General features: G+C 61.8%; 23 protein-coding genes and 1 tRNA gene. 12 read left to right on the forward strand and 12 right to left on the reverse strand.

Annotated elements, in window-relative coordinates:
• Position 1: 1 nt before the first annotated feature.
• A tRNA-Arg gene (locus ABNT42_RS00960) sits at positions 2-78 on the reverse strand.
• A 215-nt stretch (positions 79-293) separates the two neighbouring features.
• The gene (locus ABNT42_RS00965) at positions 294-509 is read right to left on the reverse strand and encodes a hypothetical protein (RefSeq protein WP_348692787.1); all 216 of its coding nucleotides are present in this window, start codon (positions 507-509) and stop codon (positions 294-296) included.
• Between the two features lie 318 nt (positions 510-827).
• Here ABNT42_RS00965 and ABNT42_RS00970 point away from each other — a divergent pair, with 318 nt between their 5' ends.
• On the forward strand, positions 828-1,931 hold the full coding sequence (locus ABNT42_RS00970) for a PAS domain-containing sensor histidine kinase (RefSeq protein ID WP_348692789.1): 1,104 nt from the start codon (positions 828-830) through the stop codon (positions 1,929-1,931).
• Between the two features lie 190 nt (positions 1,932-2,121).
• Positions 2,122-3,081: a diguanylate cyclase gene (locus ABNT42_RS00975; RefSeq protein WP_348692791.1), complete on the forward strand. Its 960-nt coding sequence runs from the start codon at positions 2,122-2,124 to the stop codon at positions 3,079-3,081.
• Between the two features lie 15 nt (positions 3,082-3,096).
• On the opposite strand, the gene ABNT42_RS00980 is transcribed toward ABNT42_RS00975, so the two are convergent.
• Entirely contained in the window at positions 3,097-3,549 is a 453-nt protein-coding gene (locus tag ABNT42_RS00980) for a hypothetical protein (RefSeq protein ID WP_348692794.1), read from the reverse strand.
• Positions 3,550-3,718: 169 nt separating this feature from the next.
• Here ABNT42_RS00980 and ABNT42_RS00985 point away from each other — a divergent pair, with 169 nt between their 5' ends.
• Positions 3,719-4,438 carry an ATP-binding protein gene (locus ABNT42_RS00985; RefSeq protein ID WP_348692796.1) on the forward strand — a complete coding sequence of 240 codons (720 nt, stop codon included), beginning with the start codon at positions 3,719-3,721 and terminating at the stop codon, positions 4,436-4,438.
• Position 4,439: 1 nt separating this feature from the next.
• Here ABNT42_RS00985 and ABNT42_RS00990 read toward each other — a convergent pair whose 3' ends face one another.
• A complete protein-coding gene (locus ABNT42_RS00990; protein ID WP_348692799.1) occupies positions 4,440-5,192 on the reverse strand; it encodes a transporter in 753 nt (250 codons plus the stop codon).
• A 116-nt stretch (positions 5,193-5,308) separates the two neighbouring features.
• Entirely contained in the window at positions 5,309-5,821 is a 513-nt protein-coding gene (locus ABNT42_RS00995) for an Lrp/AsnC ligand binding domain-containing protein (RefSeq protein WP_348692801.1), read from the reverse strand.
• Positions 5,822-5,922: 101 nt separating this feature from the next.
• Between ABNT42_RS00995 and ABNT42_RS01000 the strand changes: the two genes are divergently transcribed.
• On the forward strand, positions 5,923-7,206 hold the full coding sequence (locus ABNT42_RS01000) for a D-amino acid dehydrogenase (RefSeq protein WP_348692803.1): 1,284 nt from the start codon (positions 5,923-5,925) through the stop codon (positions 7,204-7,206).
• A gap of 161 nt (positions 7,207-7,367) precedes the next feature.
• Positions 7,368-8,225: an HDOD domain-containing protein gene (locus ABNT42_RS01005; protein ID WP_348692806.1), complete on the forward strand. Its 858-nt coding sequence runs from the start codon at positions 7,368-7,370 to the stop codon at positions 8,223-8,225.
• A gap of 58 nt (positions 8,226-8,283) precedes the next feature.
• Here ABNT42_RS01005 and ABNT42_RS01010 read toward each other — a convergent pair whose 3' ends face one another.
• From ABNT42_RS01010 to ABNT42_RS01025, 4 genes are all read right to left on the reverse strand, one after another.
• Positions 8,284-8,796 (reverse strand): hypothetical protein, encoded by a 513-nt coding sequence (locus ABNT42_RS01010; RefSeq protein ID WP_348692808.1) that lies wholly within the window; start codon positions 8,794-8,796, stop codon positions 8,284-8,286.
• A 118-nt stretch (positions 8,797-8,914) separates the two neighbouring features.
• The gene (locus ABNT42_RS01015) at positions 8,915-11,557 is read right to left on the reverse strand and encodes an EAL domain-containing protein (RefSeq protein ID WP_348692811.1); all 2,643 of its coding nucleotides are present in this window, start codon (positions 11,555-11,557) and stop codon (positions 8,915-8,917) included.
• On the reverse strand, positions 11,554-11,997 hold the full coding sequence (locus ABNT42_RS01020) for a phosphate ABC transporter substrate-binding protein (protein ID WP_348692814.1): 444 nt from the start codon (positions 11,995-11,997) through the stop codon (positions 11,554-11,556). The genes ABNT42_RS01015 and ABNT42_RS01020 overlap by 4 nt, the downstream gene beginning before the upstream one ends.
• 11 nt (positions 11,998-12,008) lie before the next feature.
• Positions 12,009-13,262: a hypothetical protein gene (locus tag ABNT42_RS01025; protein ID WP_348692816.1), complete on the reverse strand. Its 1,254-nt coding sequence runs from the start codon at positions 13,260-13,262 to the stop codon at positions 12,009-12,011.
• A gap of 360 nt (positions 13,263-13,622) precedes the next feature.
• Between ABNT42_RS01025 and ABNT42_RS01030 the strand changes: the two genes are divergently transcribed.
• The 3 genes from ABNT42_RS01030 to ABNT42_RS01040 all read left to right on the forward strand — a co-directional run bounded on the left by ABNT42_RS01030 (position 13,623) and on the right by ABNT42_RS01040 (position 16,953).
• Positions 13,623-15,212, forward strand: a complete 1,590-nt coding sequence (locus tag ABNT42_RS01030; protein ID WP_348692819.1) for a methyl-accepting chemotaxis protein — start codon at positions 13,623-13,625, stop codon at positions 15,210-15,212.
• Between the two features lie 134 nt (positions 15,213-15,346).
• Positions 15,347-16,297 (forward strand): 5'/3'-nucleotidase SurE, encoded by a 951-nt coding sequence (locus ABNT42_RS01035; RefSeq protein ID WP_348692822.1) that lies wholly within the window; start codon positions 15,347-15,349, stop codon positions 16,295-16,297.
• A gap of 8 nt (positions 16,298-16,305) precedes the next feature.
• A complete protein-coding gene (locus ABNT42_RS01040) occupies positions 16,306-16,953 on the forward strand; it encodes a hypothetical protein (protein ID WP_348692825.1) in 648 nt (215 codons plus the stop codon).
• Here the strand turns inward: ABNT42_RS01040 and ABNT42_RS01045 are convergent.
• The 3 genes from ABNT42_RS01045 to ABNT42_RS01055 form a co-directional block, all read right to left on the reverse strand.
• Positions 16,941-18,125, reverse strand: coding sequence for a hypothetical protein (locus ABNT42_RS01045; RefSeq protein WP_348692828.1), 1,185 nt, complete (start codon positions 18,123-18,125; stop codon positions 16,941-16,943). The two genes, ABNT42_RS01040 and ABNT42_RS01045, sit on opposite strands and share 13 nt — an antisense overlap.
• A 218-nt stretch (positions 18,126-18,343) precedes the next feature.
• Positions 18,344-18,604, reverse strand: coding sequence for a helix-turn-helix transcriptional regulator (locus ABNT42_RS01050; RefSeq protein ID WP_348692831.1), 261 nt, complete (start codon positions 18,602-18,604; stop codon positions 18,344-18,346).
• On the reverse strand, positions 18,601-19,662 hold the full coding sequence (locus tag ABNT42_RS01055; protein WP_348692834.1) for an HD domain-containing phosphohydrolase: 1,062 nt from the start codon (positions 19,660-19,662) through the stop codon (positions 18,601-18,603). Before ABNT42_RS01055 ends, ABNT42_RS01050 begins: the two co-directional genes overlap by 4 nt.
• A gap of 215 nt (positions 19,663-19,877) precedes the next feature.
• Between ABNT42_RS01055 and ABNT42_RS01060 the strand changes: the two genes are divergently transcribed.
• From ABNT42_RS01060 to ABNT42_RS01075, 4 genes are all read left to right on the forward strand, one after another.
• Positions 19,878-20,507, forward strand: a complete 630-nt coding sequence (locus ABNT42_RS01060; RefSeq protein WP_348692836.1) for a response regulator — start codon at positions 19,878-19,880, stop codon at positions 20,505-20,507.
• A gap of 109 nt (positions 20,508-20,616) precedes the next feature.
• A complete protein-coding gene (locus ABNT42_RS01065; RefSeq protein WP_348692839.1) occupies positions 20,617-22,311 on the forward strand; it encodes an ATP-binding protein in 1,695 nt (564 codons plus the stop codon).
• On the forward strand, positions 22,308-22,688 hold the full coding sequence (locus ABNT42_RS01070; RefSeq protein WP_348692841.1) for an Hpt domain-containing protein: 381 nt from the start codon (positions 22,308-22,310) through the stop codon (positions 22,686-22,688). Before ABNT42_RS01065 ends, ABNT42_RS01070 begins: the two co-directional genes overlap by 4 nt.
• Positions 22,685-24,994 (forward strand): ATP-binding protein, encoded by a 2,310-nt coding sequence (locus ABNT42_RS01075; protein WP_348692844.1) that lies wholly within the window; start codon positions 22,685-22,687, stop codon positions 24,992-24,994. The genes ABNT42_RS01070 and ABNT42_RS01075 overlap by 4 nt, the downstream gene beginning before the upstream one ends.
• The last annotated feature ends 8 nt before the right edge of the window (positions 24,995-25,002 follow it).

Consider the following 25,002-nt stretch of genomic DNA (forward strand, 5'->3'; position numbering starts at 1 on the left):
TTGGTGCGGCTGGCAGGAATCGAACCCACGACCCCTTGGTTCGTAGCCAAGTACTCTATCCAGCTGAGCTACAGCCGCGTTGTAGTTCACATTATAAAGCATTAATTTCGTTTTGCAAAGCTTGATATTTCTATCATTTTATTCGCTCGTTACAAAAAGTGCCGAATGAACTATTTGCAAAACTGTTGACTGCCTTATTAACTACATGCTTTTGCACAGCATGCCGTGCGAAAGAAGCAGCATTATAGGGAGCGCGGGGAGACTTGTCTAGTGCTGCATAGCAAGCGCCAGACTCACACGCCGAATTCGGCCGCGGCCTTGGACGACCACAGCGCTTCGTTATACGACGCAAACGGTTCACCATAACAGTCCACCTGCCCGCCCTCGCCGACGAACTTGATCCACCAGCCTTCCTGGTCATTGAGGATGGCGATATCGCCAGCCTTGCAATGCTCGGTCAGTTGTTCGTCGTCTTCCAGCACCACGATATTCACTTTTCTGTGCCGCACCACTGTCACCATATCCGCTTCCCTCCCTGCCAATTATGGGCGCCACGCCCCTTAACCCTAGTGTACTGCAGAGCTTCATTCATGCCAGTGATTTCACTCATCACAACATAGAATTTGCAAACGTTTGCGCAATGCAGCATCATTCACCTGTCTCCTCTATTCTCCTCCAAGGAAATAGATTTAGCCCGCTCCCGTAGCGGGCTTTTTTTTATCCGCAGTTTGCCTGTGTCTATCGTGCGCGGGTATCCTCGCGGCCAGTCATAGAATGGCGCCATAGACGAATTTCATGTGTGCCTCGCCACGCCCGTAATACTCCCGATGAAACCCGTGTTTTGCAACGCTCACGAGTCCAGCCAGCAAACGCTGCATGCGCTGCTGGATTCCATGTCCCAGCCGGCCTGGATTACCGAGCACGATGGCGGTGCAATCTGGCATAACCAGCCATGGTATCGCTACACGGGAGCCAGTCCCGCCCCCACCCATGCCGATAGCTGGCGTCAGGTGTGCGCACCGGAAGCGCTGGATGCGCTGCTGGCACGCTGGGAACAGGCACGCCGCACAGGCCAGCCGTATGAACTGGAAGTCCCCATGCGCAGCGCTAGCGGCGAGTTCCACTGGTTTCTGACCAGAGCACAGCCCGTCATGCTGCCCAATGGCCGTGTGCTGCGCTGGCTGGGCACCTGCACCGATATCGACCAGCTACGCCGACTGCGTAGCGAAGCTGCCGGCTATGCCCGTATCAAAGACCAATTGCTCACTAGCCTGTCGCACGAACTGCGTACACCGCTGAGCGCAATTCTGGGCTGGGCCCAGTTATTGCGCCGTGGCGGGCGCGAAGCGGCCGACCTGCAACGAGGACTGCAGACCATCGAGCGCAATGCCCGCCTGCAAGCCCAGCTAATTGAAGACTTGCTGGACATGAGCAGCCTGTCCGGTGGCCGCCTGCCACTGCAATTGCGAACCATGGCCGTGCTACCCATGCTGACCACCGTGCTGGGCAAGCTGGCCAGTCAGGCGAGCAGCGCCAGCGTCGAGCTGGAACTGCTAGCGGTCGACGACAAGCTGAAAGTGCTGGGCGACAGCACCCGCCTGCAGCAATTGCTGGGCAAACTGCTGCACAACGCCATCAAGTTCAGCACGCCCGGCTCGCACGTCCGGCTACAGGCGCAACGCGAAGGCAGCACGGTCTGCATCAGCGTGAGCGACCAAGGCATAGGCATCATGCCGAGCGCACTGCCCCACCTGTTCGAACCTTTCCGTCAGGCCGACGACGGCATGGCGCGCCGCCATGGCGGGCTGGGACTGGGGCTGGCCATTGCGCGCCAGCTGGCCGAACTCCATCACGGCATGCTGAGCGCCGAAAGTGCCGGCCTGGGCCAGGGGGCACGCTTCACCCTGCGCCTGCCCGCCTTGCCGGCGTGAGCAGAAAAACAAGCCTATTCATTGCAGATTAATTTCTTTGGATAAACTACCAAATCTCGCCAGAAACATGTACAATAAATTTCCATGCGGCAATATATTGCATGTGTGCGACGTGCAAAATCACCTTGCGCTAACATGGTTTTAACTGAAGTGGCCTGCGGGCCAGCAGAACTTATCGACCGGGATCCTTATGCCAAGCCGAGAAGACATCCTCAACGCCCGAATACTGGTGGTGGATGATAACGCTGACAACCTAGAACTGATGTGCGAAATCCTGCACGACGGCGGCTATCGCGACGTCAGTGCCACTTCACAGCCGCAGCAGGTGTGCGCCATGCACCGCCAGCATAGCTATGACCTGATCCTGCTGGACCTGCAGATGCCTGAATTTAACGGCTTTCAAGTCATGCAGGGTCTGAAGGAAATCGAACAGGGCGGCTATCTGCCCGTGCTGGCACTAACGGCCCAGCCCAGCTTCAAAATCGCTGCGCTGGAAGCCGGTGCGCGCGACTTCATCAGCAAGCCTTTCGATCTGATGGAAGTCTACAAACGCATCCACAACATGCTGGAAGTGCGCCTGCTCTACCGCGAACTGGCCCAGTACAGCCGCCAGCAGCAGGCACTGGCCCTGCACGATCCCCTCACGGGCCTGCCCAACCGGCGCCTGCTGGAAGACCGCATCGGCCATGTGCTGCAACATGCCAGCCGCCAGCAGAACAAGGCTGCCGTCATGTATCTGGACCTCGATGGTTTCAAAGCCATCAACGACACGCACGGTCACGCGGCCGGCGACGCCGTGCTCAAGCAGGTAGCCCAGCGCCTGACGGGCAGCGCTCGCAAGGAAGACACGGTGGCCCGTGTGGGCGGCGATGAATTCGTCATCGTCATGGGCAGCCTGAACCAGCTAGACGATACCCGCGAGCCCGCCGCCAAACTGATCGAAGCGGTGGCCCGCCCGTATCTGGTGGACGGGCTGGAACTGAAACTCTCAACCAGCATCGGCATCGCCCTGTATCCCGACGATGCAACGGAAGTCAGCCCGCTGATCGCCGCAGCCGACGCTGCCCTGTACACGGCCAAACGTAGCGGCAAGAACTGTTGCTGCACCGCCCAGAAAGTCCGGACGCACGAGGCCGTACCCCATCTCTAGCACGGACTGGCCTGCCTAGTGCGGGCGGGCTGTGCCACGCTTGCCGCTGCGGGGCGGCTGCGCCGCATCACGCAAGCCCGTTTCCGTACTTTCCGCTACCTGTCCCGCATGCTGGTGGTCATCGTGGGCATCCACCATTTCCGGCGCCACCTCGATACGGGTGACACCGGCATCGATGGCCACTGGATCGCTGGCGGGAAAAGTCATTTCCAGCCCGTCGTCTATCAGGTGTTCCTGCGCCTGCGCCAGCGGCTCCGGCAATTCCTGATCCGCCAATGTGACGATGGCCTGCGCCCATTGCACCAGCCTCAGTGCCGCCAGATCGCGCACGCTATGCACGTTAAACGCCTGTGCCAGCAAGCGTGCATCGCGCCGGCTCAGACCGCGCAAGGCGCTGACGGGGGCTGCGGCCAGCGCGCGGAAACTCAGATCGGCATATTCCTTGTCGACGATGCTATCGATATTCATGGCTGGCTCTCCTGCGCTGCGCTCGAACAGCTAGTGTGGCGTGCCGGCCCGCAGCCGTCTGTACGCTAGCCAACGCTGGTGAGGGGGTGACGCACGCACGCCACAGTGCGCCACATTTGCGCTGGCTCGGGTATGATCGGCGCAACCTGTCTCTGCCCGCGAGTCCGTCATGTCCGCCCATCCCGCTCCTGCGTCGCCACCACCACCGGCCCAGCACCCTGCTGCCCTGCGCAATGCCGAGTTGAGCGATCTGCTAGGCCATCTGCATAACTGCTGGGATAACGAGCGGCGTTCGCTATCGCGCCAGTTGCACGACAGTCTAGGTTCTACCCTGACCGCCCTGACCATGCATCTGGGTCTGCTGACCCAGAAGATGCCCCCCGATCCGGCCCTGCAGGAGCGCGCCGCGCAAATGAAACAGCTGCTACTGCAAGTGGTGGAAACCAATCGCCAGATGCAGATGCGGCTGTGGAACGACAGGCTGGAGTTTCTCGGCGTGCGCGTCGCCCTGTGCGAAGCCGTGGAACAGTTCGGCGCCCAGCAGCACATCAGCGTGCGCTGCCGCCTGCCCGAACAGGAACTGCAATGTCCGCGCAGTCATAGCGTGGTGCTGCTGCATGCACTGGAAGAAGGCTTGCGCAATATTGCCACCCATGCCCATGCCAGTGCCATCGACGTACAGGTTGACGAGACGCCCGATCGCATCACACTGCGGCTGAAAGATAATGGTGTGGGGCTGGTCGACGGTAACGACCAGAGTAGCGGCAAATTCGGCTTACGCACGGTGCGCGAACGGGCGGCCTATCTGGGCGGCACGCTCAGCCTGACCAGCCACCCGGATGGCGGTACGCTGCTGACAGTAGCACTACCGAAACAGGTCGCCAGCTAGTTCACCACAGCCGCGCCAGCGGCAGCACGGCACCGCTGAATACTGACCAGTGTGGCGTGGCGGAGGTCAGGCCATGTGCCACCCCCAGATCGAGCGTGACGAGCTTGCTAGGGCTGTAGCTCAGGGCCAGCAGCACTTGCGCCGTGCTTGCGCTGCCGCGACGACGGCTGCCCGACCATTCAGCCGTCACGCCCCAGCGCTCATCGAGCGCGCTGGAAAATGCAGTGGATATGCCGGTCTGATGGCGTCCGCTGCCCGCCTCGATGGCACCGATGCGTGTCAGGTTCAGGTTGGCATCCAGATGGAGCGCCCCCAGATCCTGACTGACGATGCCGTTGAGGCTGTAATCAGCCTTGCCGCTGCCGATGCCACGCCGCGCCGTCGGTGCTTTGGCACCCAGTTCCAGCCCCAGTGCACTGTCGTCGCTCAGTACGAAGGCGCGCTTGAGCACCAGCTGGGTGTCGCCCATGCCACGCTGGCGGCCATGCTCCAGCGGGGCCCAGACCAGCCCCTCACCGCCCAGCACCAGCCCCCACTCGCTATCGAGCGCCAGCTTCAGGCTGTAGGGCAAGCTATGGCGGCGCGCGCCATCGCTACTGGCCGATAGAGCGCCCAGTTCTAGTTCCAGCTGACCGGCAGCGGGCAACTGGGCAGGACTCGATACAGATGGGCGGTAAGGCGTGACAGGCGCCAGTTCCTCGCTGTGCGCGCTGGGCGCCAGCAAGCTAGCCAACAGCAGTATCAATGCTTTCATGGTTCGCTTCCGGTGGAATGCTACGGCCTTACAAAGAGTTTTTGCCAGCCTAGCAGCTTCATGCCGCCACGCCTAGTCTACCCGCCACCGCGCGACTCTCCTGCGCAACAGGGGCGCTAGCGCGCGCCCGACTGGCCGCTGGGCAGCTCGGTCGGCAGGCTCAGGGTTTCCTTGATTTCTTCCATCACCACATAGCTTTTCGACTGCGCGGCACCGGGCAGACTAAGCAGCATATCGCCCAGCAGCTTGCGGTATTCCGCCATTTCATGGATGCGCGCCTTGATCAGGTAATCGAAATCGCCCGATACCAGATGGCATTCCAGCACTTCCGGTATGCGCAGCACTTCGCGCCGGAACTGCTCGAAGGCGGGGCCGGACTTCTGGTTCAGAGTGATTTCCACGAACACCAGCAGCTTGGCGCCCAGCGCCGGCGGGTGGATGCGCGCATGGTAGCCGGTGATCACACCATCACGCTCCATGCGCTTGACGCGCTCGATCGCGGGCGTGATCGACAGCCCCACCTGTTCACTCAGGTCTTTCATGGAGATACGCCCGTCATCCTGCAGGATGCGCAGTATCTTCCTGTCAAGCTTGTCAAGTGTACGTACCGATTCTTTTTGAATTCTCATGAAAATCCACTGAAATATGCAAGTTATACAGTAACAAATGCTAGTTAAGTGAGAATACCATAGCGGAATATCTGGCATGAACAAATAATGGGGAGACTGCAATGCGCGTTGTTATCTTGGGTAGCGGTGTTATCGGCGTCACCAGTGCTTACTATCTGGCCCGCGCCGGCCACGAAGTCACCGTGCTCGACCGTCAACCCGGTCCCGCACTGGAAACCAGCTTTGCCAATGCCGGCCAGATTTCGCCCGGCTATGCCTCGCCATGGGCGGCGCCCGGCATTCCCCTGAAAGCCATGAAATGGATGTTGCAACGCCACGCCCCACTGTCCATCACGCCGGACGGCACCCTGTTCCAGCTGCAATGGATGTGGCAGATGCTGCAAAACTGCAACGCCGAACGCTATGGCGTGAACAAGGAACGCATGGTGCGACTGGCTGAATACAGCCGCGACTGCTTCAAAGCCTTGCGCGCCAGCACCGGCATCGAATACGAAGGCCGCCAGCAAGGCACCACCCAGCTGTTCCGCACCCAGAAGCAGCTCGACGATGCGGCCAAGGATATCCGCGTACTGGAAGAAACGGGCGTGCCCTACGAACTGCTGACGCGCGAGCAGCTGGTGGCCGCCGAACCGGGTCTGGACCAGAATAAACTGGTGGGCGGTCTGCGCCTGCCGAACGATGAAACGGGCGATTGCCAGCTGTTCACTACGCGCCTGACGGCCATGGCCGAAGAACTGGGCGTGAAGTTCCGCTACAACGTCGACATCAACCGCCTGATCACAGCCGGCGACGAAATCCGCGGCGTGCAGTGCGGCGCCGAGGTGGTCACGGCCGATTCCTACGTGGTGGCACTGGGCGCCTATTCCACCGCCTTCCTCAAGGATCTGGTGAAGATCCCCGTGTATCCGCTCAAGGGTTATTCCATCACCGTGCCGATCGTGAATGCGGCCAATGCGCCCGTCTCCACGATTCTGGACGAAACCTACAAGATCGCCGTGACCCGCTTTGATGACCGTATCCGCGTAGGTGGCATGGCGGAAATCGCCGGTTTCGATCTGCGTCTGAATCCGCGCCGCCGCGAAACGCTGGAAATGGTGGTCAACGACCTGTTCCCCGGCGCCGGCAATACGGCCGAAGCCAGCTTCTGGACGGGCCTGCGCCCGATGACGCCGGACGGCACCCCTGTGGTCGGTCGCACCGGCGTGCGCAACCTGTTCATCAACACCGGCCACGGTACGCTGGGCTGGACCATGTCCTGCGGCTCGGCCCAGCTGCTGGCCGATCTGATCTCATCGCGCCGTCCCGCCATCATGGCCGACGACCTGTCGGTAGCCCGCTACCAGCAACAGCACGCCAGCGGCCGTCCGCAACTGGCCAATGCCTGATCTCCGGCTGCCTGCCGCGGCCTGAATGCCGTGGCGCCAGCTTTCTGACGACGGCGCCCTAGCGGCGCCGTCGCATTTTGTCCAGTTCAGATCGATACAAAAGCGATATTGTCGTTTTGTAATGCACGATTGCTACGCCGTCGTTGAGTATGGCGTGCTGCATGCGTATAATTTTGACCATGAACAAACTCGAAGCCTACGGCCACATCGCAGCAATGGCCATCCGTGGCGAACTGGTCTTTCCGACCAGCGTCAACGCGGCACTGCGCGTCCAACTGGCGCTGGATGATCCCGAATGTCCGATCGATAAAGCCATCAGTCTGGTACTGGCCGAGCCGCAACTGGCGGCCCGCACCGTGGCCATTTCCAATTCGGCCATGTTCAACCGCGCCGGCGCACCGCTGATCACCAATGTGCGCGGCGCCATCATGCGCATCGGCTACCAGAATCTGTTCGCGCTGGCCGCCGCCATGGTGGTGCGCTCGTTCGGCAGCAAGATCAGCGATCCCGTACTGCGCGCCAAAGCCGAGAAGCTGTGGGATCACACCATCGCCGTCGCAGCGCTGGCCCGCATCATCGCGCGCAAAGTCACGGGCGTAAATCCGGATACGGCCTTGTTCGCCTCCATCGTGCACGAAGTCAGCGGCTTCTATCTGTTGTCGCGCGCCGAGGAGTTCCCTGGCCTGCTGGAAGAAGATACGGAAAACTGGCATGCCGCCAGCGAAGAAATCATCACACGCGAAGTACTGCGCAAGCTATGCATACCGGAGCCAGTGTCGGAAGCCATCGAAAGCCTGCGCGACGGCTTCCTGTCGATACCGCCGGAAACCCTGTTCGACACCCTGCTGCTGGCCAATCTGCTCACGCCCGTCAAATCGCCGCTGCAGGAGCCGGAGCGGGAACTACCGCCCCATTCGGAATCGGCGATCGAACTGTTTATCGATGACGAGAAGCTGGAAGCCATGCTGGCCGAAGCCAAGATACACGCCATCGAAATGAATGCGGCACTGCTAGTCTGAGTAAAGGCTAGCTGGCTGGCCCCCTGCCCCGAGAGACGTAGCCTAACCGGCGTCCTGTTTATTCCAGCTGATCGAGCGGATAGCGCCGGATTGCGGTTGCACACTGGTAGGTGCGCCAGCCGCCGGCCAGCATGAACAGCAGCCCTAGGCCTAGCGCCACCAGATTATCGTCGGTGTAGTAGCCCCGCACCGTTGCCAGTGCCACCACCGGCTTGCCACCCACACTCACGCCGTACACGGGATAGAACTGGCCGGATAGCAGCATGGCGCCGCCGCGCTGCTGGGGATCAAAACTGACCCGGGCCGGATAGGCCACGGCATCATGCAGGGCAGCCTGCAGCTTCTGTTCGGGATCGCCTTTACGGTAGAGCACAAACATGCGCTCCTCGCCCTGCAGGCCGAAGTAATAGCTGTCGTAAGTGCTGCGCTCCCATGCCAGCCGGCCGCTGGCCGTCTGCAATTGCTGCTCGCTAGGAAAACGCCATTCCAGCACTGCAAACAGCAGCACCAGTCCGATTCCCAGCAACAGTACGAAGTGCGCACCGCGCTCACTGGCCAACCAATATCTCATCTTCGCTCACGATCAGGGCAAGGCTGCCATCATACATGGCCGGCGTGCTACGTGCGAGCGTACGCACAGCAGCCTGGCCAGCAGCACACCGGTACGATGATTCGGCGCAGGCGCGCTGTCAGGCGGCTACCGCGGCCAGCTGCAGCGCAGCGGGCGACTGGCGCAGCAGCAGCTGGCGCAGCTGTTCCGGTGCCAGCGGCCGGCTGAACAGATAGCCCTGCATCTCGTCGCAACCGTTATGACGCAGGAAGGCGCGCTGCTCCTCGGTCTCCACCCCTTCGGCAATCACGCGCAAGCGTAACTGGTGCGCCAGCCCGATGATGGAACTGGCAATCGCCTCATCGCCGGCATTGCTGCCCAGATCGCGCACAAACGATTTATCGATTTTCAGCGTGCTGATAGGGAAGGACTTGAGCGCCGACAGGCTGGAATAGCCGGTGCCGAAATCATCGATCGAGAGCGAAATCCCCATCGCGCGCAGTTCGCCCATCTTGGCCACAGCCTGCTGCAGATCGCGCATGATCACGCCTTCCGTCACTTCCAGTTCCAGCCATTCCGGCGCCAGCCCGCTCTCTTCCAGCGCCTGCGCCACGCGCTGTACCAGCCGCTGTTCTTCAAACTGGCGCGGCGACACATTCACCGAAATCCGCAACGGCGACAGACCTGCCTCTTGCCACGCCTGATTCTGCCGGCAAGCCGTCTGCAGCACCCATTCGCCCAGTGCGAAAATAATCCCGCTTTCCTCGGCCAGCGGAATGAAACGGTCCGGCCCCAGCACACCGTAATCAGGATGGGCCCAGCGCACCAGCGCTTCTACCCCGAACACATGGCCCGTGCGCAAATCGACCTTGGGCTGGTACACCAGCTGGAACTGGCCGTCATCGACCGCATTGCGCAGCCCTTCCAGCATGTGCAGCTTGCGTTCGATGGAGGCATTCATTTCGCGCGTGTAGAACTGGCAGTTATTTTTCCCCGTATCCTTGGCGCGGTACATGGCGGTATCGGCATGCATCAGCAGGGTCTCCGCATCGGCGCCGTCGTCCGGATACACGGCCACGCCGATACTGCAGCTGACCTGCACTTCCTGATCGCATAGCAGAATAGCTTCCAGCACCGCTTCGCGCACCCGCTCCAGCACGGGCGCCGCTTCCACTCCGTGGCTTTCGTTCAGCAGCAGCACGAATTCGTCACCGCCGAAACGCCCCACCACATCGCCCGCGCGCAGACAGCCGGCCATGCGCTCGGCCACCACCTTGAGCAGTTCATCGCCGGCGTTGTGGCCCAGACTGTCGTTAACCAGCTTGAAGCCATCCAGATCGATGAAGGCCACCAGCAGTGCACTGTCGTGCCGGTGCGCCTGGGCGATAGCCTGTTCCAGCCGCGCACCGATCATGCTGCGGTTGGGCAGCCCCGTCAGCGTATCGTGGTGCGCCAGATGCAGCATGCGTTCTTCATCGAGCTTGCGTTCGCTGATGTCGCGCACGATCGCCACCACGCCGCCTTCCACCGCCACCATCTGCTGGTGCAGCCAGCGTGCCTTCAGTTGCGGCAGATTGTTTTCCCATTCCTGTTCGTGCACACCGCCCAGCTGCATCACCCTTACCATGCCAGCAAACATGGCGCTGTGGCGCGCCTGCGGCGACAGCCCGCACAGCGTCATGCCGCGCAGTTCGTCCTTGCTGTGGCCTATCATTTTCTCGGCACGGGAATTGGTATCGAAGAAGGCGAAGTCGCTGATGTCGCCCTTGCTGTCGTAGAGCGCGCGCAGCACAAAGAAGGCATCCATACTGGCCGCCGTGGCAGCCGCGTAGGTCTCCTGCGCCCGTCGCACGTGGGTGCGATGGCGCGCGCCCTGCCACGCCCACAGGCACAGCAAGGTACTGCCCAGCACCAGTACGGCGCTGGCGATCGCGGCCTGCCACAGTTTTTCCTTGCGCTGGCGCTCGAAACCGCTCATGGCTTCCTGTTCCGACAGGCCCACCACCACATTCAGTGCCACGCCGTGCAGCTCGCGCATATCGCTGTAGCGCACCACCCCGTCGAGCTGGCGGAACTGCTGCGCACTCAGGTGCTGGCCGAAGGTCAGCCGGTCGCCCGTGCGCAGCGCGCGCACGATGCCATCCGAGCCCACCAGCCCCAGCATGCCCAGTTCGCCCAGCCGGCTACGTTCGTAACTGCTGGTGAAATAGGCGGGATCCGTTTCGACGATGACGATGCCGGCAAAATTGCCCAGCGCATCATCAAGGCGGCGCGTGAAGTGCACATGCCAGTCGTTATTGGCCACATCGCGCGATACCGGGCTGACATAAGTGCTACCGCTATCGCGCTCCTGATGCACGCTGAAATACGCCTGATCGGCCACCGACATGCCGATCCGGCGCGGCCGGCTGGCCACTACCAGACCATTGCGGTCGACGATGCTGATATTGAACACCACACCGGGCGGCAGCAGCCCTACCCGCTCCAGTTCGGCGAATGCACCCAGTGCGCCCTTGCGTTCGACTGCGTATTTCACTACCCGCAAGGTCTGGTCTATGCTGTCCAGACTGCGCGACACTTGTGCCTCGTAAGTGCCCATCAGCTCGCGCAGCGAATCGCTCACAGCTTCCTGCGCATGCGCCCGTTCGTTATTGATTTCGTGGAAAGTCACCAGCCAGATCGCCAGCAGCAACAGGCCGGCAAACAGCGGCAGCGCCAGATAGGTATCGATGCCGCGACGCAGCCACGGACGCCGGCGGGCAAACAGAGATTTGCGCATCATCGCAGCACCAGCACGGCTTTGACGCTGGCATCGAGCGCACTGCGCTCGAGGTAGGCGATCATGGAAGGATTGTCCGCCACCAGCTTGCGGATCAGCGCCATGGAGCTCAGTTCGCGCGGCGGCTGGCCACGTCCCGTGAAGACCATGCGGGTCCAGTAGGCTTTCATCAGGGCTGGCGATTTGCCCGCTACCCGCGTGTAGAACTCGTCGCGCAGGGCATGGCCTACCGGCAGGTCGAGCGCCTGCACTTCGTCGCCACCGGGCAGGCGTGCCGTGCGGGCCAGGAAGATATCGGCCACCTGCTCGCTAGTGAGCGCTACCACGGGGCTGCGCGCCGAAACGATCACCACCAGTTCGGCGGCGGTGGCGCTGGCACCATCGGCCAGCAGTATCAGCAGGCCGAGACCGAAGGCGCAGCATTGCTGCCAGAATTTAGCCATGCACGCCCCCATCAGAACACCAGATCCAGTGCCACACTGAACACGCCGATGGCGCGACCGGCACGGAATCCGGGCTGGGTATGGATCAGGGTACCGCGCGTCCCGGTGACCGGCATCAGCCGCTCGTACTGCAGCTTGAGCGCGGTGTTGCTGGCCACATCCCAGCGCCCCCCCGCCATCACACTGTGCTGATAGGGAATCGAGGATAGCAGGTAGTTCAGACCGGCATTCAACTGGACGTTGCGCGCCTGCGCCACTGGGTCCAGACCTGCCAGCGGCAGGCCGGCATCATAGGTGGGAGTATCGGGACGGGCACTGGCATAGCCCAGATACGGGGTCCAGTCGCCCAGCCGTACGCCGCCACTCAGATAGGCGGCACTACGCCGACCAAGGAAGGAATGGCTGCTCATGCTGGCCGCTTCGCCTGTCAGAAACCAGTCGCAGGTATCGTAGCTGACGCCCAGTGCGACAGTACCGGTGCGGGCGTTATCGAGCGCATAGCGCTGCTCCAGCAGCATGCCGGCCGAGCCGGACTGCTGCAGACCGGAGAACAGTTCCGGCGCCAGATTGGCCGAAACGCGGGTGGTCATGGCGCTCAGACGCACGCTCAGCGGCCCCATCGTGGCGCTGTGCGACAGTCCCGTCATGGCCTGCGCCTTGGCACGCGCCTGCGGTTTGAACGGCACATCGGCATGGCCATAGAACAGCTGGGTAATGTGGGTGATTTCGCCGCTGGCCCAGCGGTAGTTGGCATCGATGCCGTCACTATTGGTAATCGGGATGGAACCATACAGTTCTACCGGCGGACGTACCCACGGCAGCGCGTAGCCGGCCTTGCGATAGTCGCCCACCAGCAATAGCGGCAGCGCAATTCGCCCTAGCCGCAGATCGAGTTCGGGACTGACACGGTATTTCAGATTGGCCCATTCAAGCTGTGGCGCATAGCCGTTCTGCAGGCTGCGCTCGGCCACTAGCTGCACCACCACCGACCATTGCGGGTTGAGTTGCCAGTCGGCCTGCACGCCAACGCGGCTATCCACATCGGGACTCCATGCCTTGGTCGCGCCGGCCGTGCCGGGATTGAGCGCGCTGGCGCTGTAATCGGCCTGCGACTCATTGCTATGAACATAACCCAGCGTGGCGAAACCGCTGATGCGCAGCGGCACCTCGTCCGCCCGCGCGCCGGCGCCAGCGAACAAATTCGACAGCACAAACAACAACGGCAACGCCAGACTGCGGCGCAGAATCAGGGGGGCTAACGCCATGTCATATCCAGAGTGAAGGGAGCAGCGCCGTAACGGGCCGCATGCGGCCGGCCAGATCAGCGTGGTGGGAAACGCCTGAAAAGTGACGCCAGAAAAACCGGAAGGCGAACTTTATACTTCCAAATGGAAACTGTCGATGAATTAGAGCAATATACCAAAAATCAAAATCAGGATTGCAGGAAAAGCGCGTTTATCCTGAACAAATCCGCCAAATCGCTGGACAAAAAGCATAGAAATAATTAATTGAATCGATAGAAAATCAATTTTCGTATTTTTATGTAATATTCGGTAAAATTGTCCAATCTGAAGATCATTCACAAATCTATCCAATTATCACGCTATTCGCTTTAGGGGGAGATGATGAAACTGCAACAGCTGCGCATCTCGCACAAACTTGCCTTGGGCTTCGGCATGCTGCTCGCGCTCACGACCATCATGGCCGTCGTGGCCCAGATGAAAGTGCGCGCGATTAACCAGGATCTGAATATCCTGCTGGAGAACCGCTATCCGAAAATCGTCGCCCTGCACGACATCAAGGACACACTCAATAGCAGCACCATCAACCTGATTTCGTTGGCGCTGCATCAGGATGCCGAGCAACGCCACCGGGCTGAACAACGCCTGTTCAACGACAGCAAACTGATCTCTGAGCGTATCGAACAGCTGGATCTGTCCATGAAGTTGCCCCGTGCCCGAGAAATTTTTCAGGTAGTGCAGCACCAGCGGGCCCAATATCTGACGCTGCGCACCCGCTATATCGATCTGATTGAAGGTGGCGAGCAGGCCAGTGCGCTGCAATTGCTGCTCGGAGAACTGCATGCAACCCAGCTGCGCTATTTCGCTGCACTGGAAGACCTGATCAGCTTCCAGGCCGGGCTGATGCAGCAAGCGGGCGATACCGCAGAACAGGACGCCCGGTACACCATCCAGCTGCTGCTGGTGCTGGGCCTGCTGACGCTGGTAAGCGGCGGCTTGATTGCCTACCGCATCGCGCGCGCCATTACGACGCCACTCAAGCAAGCCATCAGCATTGCGGAAAAAATTGCCGAAGGCGACCTGACCCAGCAGATTCACCCATCCGGAGGCGACGAGACTACCCAGCTGCTACAGGCTTTGCAGGGCATGAGCGAGCATCTGCATGACATCGTGCAACGCGTGGAGGCCAGTAGCAGCTGTATTGCCGGCAGCGCTAGCGAAATTGCCGCCGGCAATCTCGATCTATCCTCACGCACCGAGCATCAGGCCGGGGCACTGGAGGAAACCGCCGCTTCGCTGGATGCCGTGACGGATGCCGCACGCCAGAGTGCCGAGCATGCACAGCAGGCCAACCAGATGGCCGATCAGGCGGCCGAGGCAGCACGCGCCGGGGGCGCGGTGGTAGGCCAGCTGGTGCAGCAGATGGGCGTCATCGATCAGGCCTCGCAGCAGATTGCCGATATCACCAGCATGATAGACAGCATCGCCTTCCAGACCAATATTCTGGCCCTGAATGCGGCCGTGGAGGCGGCACGGGCCGGTGAACAGGGGCGCGGCTTCGCCGTAGTGGCGACGGAAGTGCGCAGCCTGGCCCAGCGCGCCGCCAGCGCCGCCAAAGATATCAAGCAGCTCACCAGCGTGGCTAGTGCACGGATTGCCGACGGTGTGGAAATGGCGCAGCGCACCGGTAGCGGCATGGACAACATCGTCCAGCGGGTGCAGAACGTCAGCACGGTGATGAGCGAGATACTCGATGCCAGCATGCAGCAGAGTACGGGGCTGAACCAGATCCAGCAGGCTGTCACGGAAATGGACCAGATGACCCAGCAGAACGCGGCGCTGGTTGAACAGGCGGCGGCGGCAGCAGCTGCCATGCAGGAACAGGGCAGCGAACTCGTCAAAGCGGTCGGCGTCTTCCGCCTCCACCGCCGCACTGCCCTGGCGCGCCCCAGCCCCCGCCCGGCGCTCGCCTGAAAGATCGATCAATTTCCGCACATTCGTCTTACAAAGATAAAATTCTTCCTATTTCAACCCAGTACAGTTGTCATATTAACGTCACATCCACAGCATACACTCAGGCTCCCCGATAACTTCAATGTAAGGAAGCCATGAACTCCCGTATGCTGATCGGCGCCGGACTGGCCGTCTGTGCCAGCCCCGCGTTTGCCCTGAATATTCTGCTCTCCAACGATGATGGACTGACCAGCAACCTGAAAGCGCTGTACGACGAACTGCGCGCCGCCGGCCATTCCGTGATCGTTTCCGTGCCGTGCAGTGGCCAGAGTGGCCGCAGTGCTGCCATCGTGATGTACAGCACCACCAACATTATTCCCGACAACGACAAAACCCAGATCGAAGCGGAAGGCGGCTGCCATAACGGCGCCGCCCCTACCGGCGCACCGGCCGTGGGCGCCTTTACCAAAAGCGGCTACACGGGCGGCGACTATCACTATGTGCATGGCACACCCGTAATGGCCACCATGTACGGTCTCGACGTACTGGCAACGGCACGCTGGGGCAAGGCGCCAGATCTGGTGCTGTCCGGCCCGAACGAAGGCCAGAACGTGGGCAAGGTGGTGATCAACTCCGGCACCATAGGCAATGCCCAGTTTGCTGCCGGCCGCGGCATTCCTGCCATCGCCCTCAGTGCCGGCACCAATACCGTCGATAACAAGGAACTGGCCAATGCCAATTCCCGCGTGGTGGCCCAGCAGACGCTGAAGCTGATCGCTGCACTGCAGGCCAAGGCCGGCAGCTCGGCCCTGCTGCCAGGCGGTGTGGCGCTCAATGTCAACTTCCCCGATAGCGTGAATGCCAGCAGCAGCTGGGCATTTTCCCGCATCGGCAGCTACGACACCTATGCCCTGAAATTCAGCAGTGCTGCACCGTGGGGCCTGAGCGGTTCGCTGCCACCGGCCGCCACTGCCGAGCAGGCCGAAGACGAGGCGGTGGTCTACAAGACCCGCATCGCCGTCACCGCCATGCAGATCGGTTACGAGCAGCGTCCTGCCGCCCAGCAATGGCTGCGTCTGCGTCTGCGCGATCTGTTCAGCAAGTGAGTTGCCGCATGAAACAACTTAATCTGACACTGACGCTGATCACGGCTGCGGCCAGTGCCTTGCTGCTGAGCGCCTGCGGTAGCAATAACCAAGCTGCGGCACCGCAGATCAGGGTCACCGATCTGGCGGCGGGCGTGTATGCCGTGAGCAGCGGCGATGCTGCCGGCCTGAGCGAAGGTAAATACTATGCGGCGGCCGATGGTAGCCGTTTGCTGGTACTGAATGATGCCAGCCAGAAGGCCAGCGCGCTGTACCGCCGCACGGGCAACGGTCAGTGGAGCATGACGCCGCCACCATCGGCCGATACCACGCTGGAACTGGCTAACAGCAATGCCGTGACGGCACCGCAGGCCAGTCTGAGCACGCTGGCGCGCAGCTATACTCTGCGCCTGAGTTCGGGGGAGATGGCTAGTTTCAGCATCGCCAGCAGTGGCGATATCGTGGCCGGCAGTTCGACCTGCAAGCTGAGCGGCAAGCTGACGACCAGCCCCCTGCCCGGCACGCTCAAAGCCAGCCTCACCAGCGCCGCCTGCGGCGACTTGCCGGCCCAGTCGGACGGCTATCTGGTGGTGGACAGCGATTATGCGCCGGCCAGCTTCCGCCTGCTCGCCACGTCGGGCACCACGCTGGTCGATCTGTGGGCTTACGCCGAGTGATGGGTCAGCTGGCTATTCCCCTGTAGCCATTGCGCCGCCGCGCCGAATGCGGCGGCCTGTTCGGCCTCGGCGGCCGGCATATTGCCCAGTCCCAGCAGGCCCAGCGACACCACATGGGCGCTCAGGCAATCGATGCGGGAATCAGGGGGCAAGGTTTTCGCCAGTACATGCACCAGATTGCTACCGCGCCAGGCACGCATGCTGGCATTGCGCGCCTGCAATTCCGTCAGGCGCGGTGCCGCCAGCGCCACCGCGAAGCTGGCACGCGCCAGATCCAGCTTGTGGCCCGCATCGGCCATGCGCCGGCGTTCCAGTTCCGGCAAGCTATCGGCCTTCACGGCGGCCATGATATGGGCCGTAATATAGTCGAGTCCCAGCAGCACCAGCGCATGCTGGCTAGGATAGCGGTAGCTGAGCGAGGTATGCGGTATGCCTATCGCGGCTGCCACCGCGCGGTGCGTCAACCCGGCCACGCCTTGTGCCGCCAGTAATTCGCCGCAACAGCGCGCCGCCGCCTGCAGCCACGCAGGCGCGCGCAGGGACGGAACCGGCACTGGCTCGGGCACCAGCATTTCTTGCTGCAGGCGGGCAAACCAGCCGGCATCCACTGGCAAGGCCGCTGCCACACCGCCAGCCAGCACTCTCTGCAAGCTCAGCCGGCGCAGCAGACGGTAGCTGGGCAGTGTGCTCAGGCTCAGACCATATGCCAGTTCCGCCATCACATAACCGAACCACCAGCCGCTCTCGAGCAGCGTATCGGGCAGTCCCGCCTGCCGTCCCAGCGCATTCCAGAATTGCTCGAGCGGAGTACGCCAGCGCTGCCAGCCGGCACACCAGCCCGTATCATGCTGACTGCCATGCATGACTTCCAGTTGCAGCAGGGTCAGCGACCGGTGCTGATCCACGAGATGTTCCAGTAGAGTGAGCAGCAGATCGGCCGCCAGCGGGGCCGGCAGTAGCGCCTGCCCGGCCTGCGGCCAGTTGCGCCATGGCGCCAGTAGAGCTAGTTGCGCCGCGCAAGCGCTGCGGCAGATCGCATCCTGCACCTCGGCACGGAGGCCAAAGTGATGGCTGAGCACGGTAACGGATACACCCAGTTGGCGCGCCAGCGGCCGCAAGGCTAGCGCGGCCAGTCCGGCCTGATCTACCAGATGGCAGCTAGCTGCGAGCAAGGCCTGCGCTGACGGGGCCTTGCTGTGACGTTTGACAGCGGCGGTGGAATTCAACAGCAACCCGGGGGCGAAAGTTCAAACAGTCATTCTACACGCCGCCCGCTATGCCATGTGGCAAGCATGATCCAGGGACTGCAGCAGCCATTCGCCCGTCAAGCACCTTGATCTAGCTTAAAGGTGTGCAGTGCATGTCCGAATGACAGATCTGACCCCGAAGTTTAATGGGTGGTGGTGCCGCTGCTCTGGCGCCGCTTCAGCTCGGCAATGGGGGTGCCGAAGGCTTCGTGTACGCGCAGTAGCACTTCGGCGCTCACTTCGGCGCGGCCGTGGCGGATCTTGCTGATGCTGGAGGGCGCCAGTTGCAGTACGCGGCTTAACTCGGCGTCATTTTTCAGGTGCTGTTCGCGTATCACGCTGTCGAGAAAGCCATTGGGGTAGTTCTCGGGCAAGGCGCCCCGTCCACGTGGAATTTTCATCATGCTGCTCTCCGGATGGCCCTGTGGGCCTGTTGTTCATAATGGGTATGGATAATCCGTAGCCCGACCATGTCGCTCAGCAGAGCGTCGACACACTCGGGATCAAACTGGCTACCGCGGCCTTCGCGCAGGTATTGCACGGCAGCGCTAAGGTCCCAGCCAGATCGGTAAGGTTTGTCGCTGGTCAAGGCATCGAATACGTCGGCGACGGCGACGATGCGGGCCACCAGCGGAATGGCACTGCCAGCCAGCCCTTGCGGGTAGCCCGTGCCATCGTAGTGTTCATGGTGGCTGTGCGCCATCAGGGCGGCCATCTGCAGCAGCGGCACATCGCTGTCGGCCAGAATGGCGGCGCCTTTTTCGGCATGGGTGCGCATCAGCGCCAGTTCGGCCTGATCCAGCACGCCCTGTTTGCGCAGCAGTTCATCCGGCAGCGCCAGCTTGCCTACATCATGCAGCGGGGCGGCGTCGGCAATTAGCTGACACTGATTGTCGTCCAGCCGCAGCTGGCGGGCGATCAGCAGCGCGTAATCGGCAATACGGGTCATGTGGGCGGCCGTGTGGGGATCGCGCCGCTGGGTCGCTTCCAGCAGGCGCTGCACCAGTTCGGTGGTGCGCGCACTGGCCTTGGCTTCGGCCTGCTGCACGGCATAGCCCAGCCGTTCGGCATGCTCGGCCAGCCGGTTCTGCCCCAGCCGCCACACCAGCAGGTTACCGATGCGGGCGTGCAGTTCCGTGTGGTTGAACGGACGGGTGAGGAAATCATTGGCGCCCAGCCGCAAGGCTTCGTGCCGCACCGCCTGGGCACTATCGGCCGTCAGCATCATGATGGGCACGTTCTGCAGGCCCGGCAGCACGCGCAAGCGGCGCAGACATTCCAGTCCATCCATCTGCGGCATCTGGTAGTCCAGCAGTATCAGGTCGGGTACTTCGGCGGCACACCAGCGCAGCGCCGCTTCGGGATCGGCAAACGGCACGGGCTGGGCCACGGCGATCGTTCCCAGCACATGGGTGAGCAATTCCAGATTCAGCGGATTGTCGTCTACGATCAGTACTTTCATCATTCCTCCTGGCCTCGCCTGCCACTGGCGGATTTGCGGTATTTGCGTCCTTCCCTGCGCGCCATAGCGCCGCCCCTATGCGGAATAGTGTTTCAGCGGCATAATGCAGTTATGAACGCGATGGCCGATAAAAACAATTATACCGAGCTTTTTGCGAATTCAACAAATTTGGTATATTTAAATTCTACTGTGGCTAATTTGGGACTTTTGTGACAATGAAAAACGCAACGCAAGCCGATGAAGTGTGCACCACCCAGCGCGCCGCCGAAATTCTCGGCGTCTCGGTATCGTCCGTGCAGCAACTGGTGGAAGCGGGCGTGATCGAGGCCTGGAAAACCAAGGGCGGCCACCGCCGCATTCCGCTCGCTGCCGTGCTGGCCTATAAACTGCAACCAGCCGCCGGTTCGCTGGCGGCCCAGCCGCCGGCCGTACTGGCCAACCGCAATAACAATGCCATCCCTACCATCCTGGTGGTGGAAGACAACCCCATGCAGCGCCAGCTGTATGAAACCCAGATCGCCAGCTGGAATCTGCAGGCCAGCCTGACTTTCTGCGAAAACGGTTATCAGGCACTGCTGGAAATCGCCCGCCGCCAGCCCGATATCGTGCTGGCCGACATCGTTATGGACGGTATCGATGGCTATGAACTGATCAACACCATCGTGGCTGATCCTCTGCTGCGACCGATGCACATCGCTATTCTGTCCAGTCTGGATCCGGCCGAACTGCAGGCGCGCGGCGGGGTACCTCGCGGCGTGGTGTTTTTCCCCAAACCTGTCAATTATGATGAACTGCGGGGCTATCTGAAGGCCTGCTGTGCCCAGCATGAGCGTAACCGACAGTAAATTCATCGGTGTTAATGAATTTGACAAATTTTTGTTTCTGAGGCAATCTTAGGGCTTACTCGCGTGGCACGCCACCATTCCGGCTGGCGGCACGTGCAGGGAGAGGGAAATGTTGCAAGCCGTACAAAGGCATCTGGACGCACGCTGGGTACTCGCGCTGTTTGCCCTGTTGCTGGTCAGCGGTATCTGGGGCTCCACGCTGTGGCAACTGGAACAGGACCAGCATCGCTCCATCGCCGTCGCCGAGCGCGAAGCGCAGGATCTGGTGCGCCTGTTCGACGAACATGCCAGTCGCACCATTTCCGCCGCTGATCAGGCCGTTACCTTCCTGCGCCACCGCTATAACAGTCTGGGTACCAAGCTCGACATGAAGCGCGAGCTGGCCGAAGGTCTGGGTCCCAGCGATCTGTACACCCTGTTCACCATCGTCGACGAACATGCCGACGTGGTGCTGTCGACCCAGCCTTTCACCACCATCAATCTGGCCGACCGTCCCCATATCCGCATCCACATGCAGCCCGGCCCGGACACGCTGTTTGTCAGCCAGCCCGTGCTGGGACGGGTCTCGCGCAAATGGTCGATCCAGCTGACCCGCCGCATCGCCAAGCCTGATGGCAGCTTCAATGGGGTGGTGGTGGTTTCGCTCGACCCGCAGTATTTCACCCGACTGTACAGCGACATCAACGTCGGCACGCAAGGTTCGATCGCACTGGTCGGCGAAGATGGCGTGGTGCGCGCCCGCCGCGTCGGCAATGACGATAGCCGTGGTCAGGACATCTTCAACACCCCCCTGTTCGCTGCCATGCAGAAGAACCAGCGCGGTACTCTGCTGCAGTCCGGTCCGATCGACCAGCGCAAGCGCTTCTATGCCTATTCGCATCTGCCCGGCGTGCCCCTGTATGCGCTGGTGGGCATCGATTACGAGGAAGCGCTGGCCGACTATCACGAACGGCGCAAGGTTGCGCTCGCGCTGGCTGGTGTGACCAGTCTGGTGGTACTGGTCTTCACCATCGGCATCATCGTCCTGATCGGTCGTCTGATCGTCAGCCGCGAACAGGCCCATGCCGCCAACCGCGCCAAGTCGCGCTTCCTGTCGAATATGTCGCACGAGCTGCGTACTCCCCTCAACGGCATCCTCGGCTATTCCGAGCTGCTGCAGGCCGAGTTTGCCAACAGCCATGCGGGCGGCTTTGCCGATGCCATCCACAGTTGCGGTATCAAATTACTGGGACTGGTGGAAGCCGTGCTGGAACTGAGCAGTCTGGAATCGGGCCAGACCAAACTGGCCCCGGAGACGGCCGTGCTGAGCGAACTGCTGCACGGCGCGCTGGCGCGCCAGCGTGGTAGCGCGCTGGCCAAGGGACTCAAGCTGGAGCTGGTCAATGCTAACGGCCTACCCAGCCACCTGATCTGCGACCGCATCAAACTGATGCGGGTGATCGATATTCTGCTGCATAACGCCATTCAGGCCACCAGCGAAGGCGGCGTGCAGCTACAGACTGACGTCACGGCCAGCCAGCTACACTTCCGCGTGCGCGACAGTGGCAGCGGCGTGCCGCTGGCACTGCGTCCGCGCCTGTTCGAGCAATTCTCCACTGCCGACGATAGCGCTTCACGGGCGCGCGATAGTGCCGGGCTGGGACTGGCGATTGCCGCCCGGCTGGTCGAACTGATGGGCGGCAGGATAGCCCTAGAACATAGCGACGAGCAGGGTTCGGTATTCCTGTTCAGCATACCGCTTATCCGTCCACCCCAGATCGAAGCGCCTGCCCAGCCGGCCGGCAGCGCCAAGGAAGCCGCATGACTACCGCCCCCGTCTCGCCCGTTTTCCATGTGATTGATCCCGCCGTGCTGCTGGAAGCTGCGGCCGGCAGTCAGGAAGTGGCGCTGCTGCTATCCCACACCTATATCGATAGCGCGCCTGCCACCTATGCGCGTCTGCAGCAGGGCTTGCAGCAGGCGGATTTCAGCGCCATTGCCAGTCAGTGCCATGCGCTCAAGGGCATGACCATGCTGATCGGTGCGCAGGAACTGACTACGCTGCTGCAGCAAATGGAACATGCTGCGCGCCAGCAGCAGCGGCTGGCGCCAGCCGAACAGCGCCTGCCCGTGCTGTATCAGGCCGTATTCGATGAGATGCAGCTGAGCATAGCCCATAGCAGTACAGGAAGTACCCCATGAGCCAGCCAGCCGTCCCTCAGCCTGCCATAGCGCCGGAGCCCAAGTCGCGGCCGTATCGGCTGCTGCACCGTACCGGCCTGAGCGCACACCGCGCCATGCAGCTGATCTGCTTTGCCCTGCTATCGACGCTGACGCTGACGGCGGCCATCTCGGCCTGGTCGCTGCGCCAGCACGAAATTGAAGACTGGCGCGAGAATCTGGACAGTCTGACCCTGGTGCTGGCCGAGAACACTGCCCAGACCATGGCCGCCAGCTACACCCTGCTCGACAGCGTGGTGACACTAGTACAGGACCAGCCAGAACGCAATGGCGACAACCGCCGCACCGCACTGGCCAGCGAAGACATCTACCACAGCCTGCGCGATAAGATGGCCGCGCTGCCGCAAGTGGATGTGGTGTCGCTGCTCGATGTGGACGGCAACGTCATCAACTTCACCCGCAGCTATCCGGCGCCCCCCATCAATCTGGCCACGCGCGACTATTTCCGTTACCACAGCACGCACCGCGGCGATCAGCCCTTCATGAGCGAACCGGTACGCAACAAGGGCAACGGTAACTGGACCTTCTACGTCAGCCGCCGGCTGGAAAATTCCCGTGGCGAATTCGTCGGTGCGGTGCTGGTCGGGGTGTCCTGCCAGTTCTTCGCCGACTTCTTCCACCGCGTCAACCTCGGCACGGATTCCACCATCACCCTGTACAACCGCGACTACGCCATGCTGGCGCGCTGGCCGTATGCGCCGGAGATGATCAGCAAGCAGGTCCGCACCGGTACCACCTATCAGGTGATCAGCCAGGGCAAGCAGCACGATGTAGTCATGACCAGCGCCCCCCGTGCATCGCATGATCTGAAGCCGGAAACCCGCATGGGCGCCGTGCGTCAGGTGCGCGATTTCCCGCTGATCATCAACGCCACCATCAATGAAGACATGCTGCTGCATGGCTGGTGGCGCAATGTGCGCCTGATCACCGGCATTACGCTGGCCAGCATGGTGGCCGTGCTGCTGGCCTTCCGTCTAGTCGAGCAGCTGCTCAAGCGGCGCGAGCATGATGCCCAGCAGGCGCTGCAACTGAAGGCTGCGGCCGATGCCGCCAGCGCTGCCAAGTCGCGCTTCCTCGCCATGATGAGCCACGAGATCCGCACCCCCATGAACGGCATCCTCGGCATGTCGGAGCTGATGCTGGGCACCAAGCTCGACGATACCCAGCGCAACTACGCCCACAACGTCCATCAAGGCACGGTAGAGCTGCTGCACATCATCAACGACGTGCTGGACTTCTCCAAAGTGGAATCCGGCCACCTGACGCTCGATCTGCAGGCTTACGATCCGGCCCAGATGATCCAGCAGGTGCTGGCCCTGCACGAGCCGGTGGCGCTGCGCAAAGGCCTGCAGATCGAGACCGATATCGCCCCACTGCCGGGACCGATGGAAGGCGACCCGCTGCGCATGCGCCAGATCCTCGGCAACCTGCTCAACAACGCGATCAAATTCACCCCGGCCGGTACTATCCGTCTAAGCCTGAATGCCACCCCGCCCGGCGATGCCAGCGGGCGCTGGCGGCTGCACTTCGAAGTGACCGATAGCGGCATCGGCATCAGTCCGGAAGGCCAGCAGCGCCTGTTCGAGCCTTTCAGTCAGGCCGAGCACAGCACCAGCAGCCATTACGGCGGCACCGGTCTGGGACTGGCCATCTGCAAACGTCTGGTCGAACTGATGGGCGGTAGCATTGCCTGCCGTAGTAGCACCGGCTGCGGCGCCACCTTTATCGTCGATGTACCGTCGCAGCATCTGCGGCCCGCAACTGTTACCCAACCTGAAGTGGAAAGTATCACCATGAAGCACACTGCTGTCCCTACCCCCGCCAGCACCACGCCAACTTCCGCCACACCTGCTCCCGCCGCCAGCACCGATAGCGCGGCAGCGCCCAAGCAGGGCCGCATTCTGCTGGTAGAAGATACGGAAATGAACCGCCAGCTGGCGCGCATCCTGCTCACCCGTCTGGGCTGGGAAGTCGATGAAGCCCACGATGGCCAGCAGGCGCTCGATGCGCTGGCCGCACGCCAGTACGACATGGTGCTGATGGATTGCATGATGCCGGTAATGGATGGCTATCAGGCCACCGAAGCACTGCGTGCACGGGAAGCGGCGCAGGGCCTGCCACGCACGCCCGTGGTGGCACTGACGGCGAGCGCCATCGACGGCGACCGCGAGCGCTGTATCAATTCCGGCGCCGACGACTACCTGACCAAGCCCTTCACTTCGGCTGCCTTCGCCGGTGTCATCGAGCGCTGGACCCAGCGCGGCTGATCGACCGC

It is taken from the genome of Duganella fentianensis, from assembly GCF_964031615.1.
GTDB classification, from domain to species: Bacteria; Pseudomonadota; Gammaproteobacteria; order Burkholderiales; family Burkholderiaceae_D; genus Rugamonas; species Rugamonas fentianensis_A.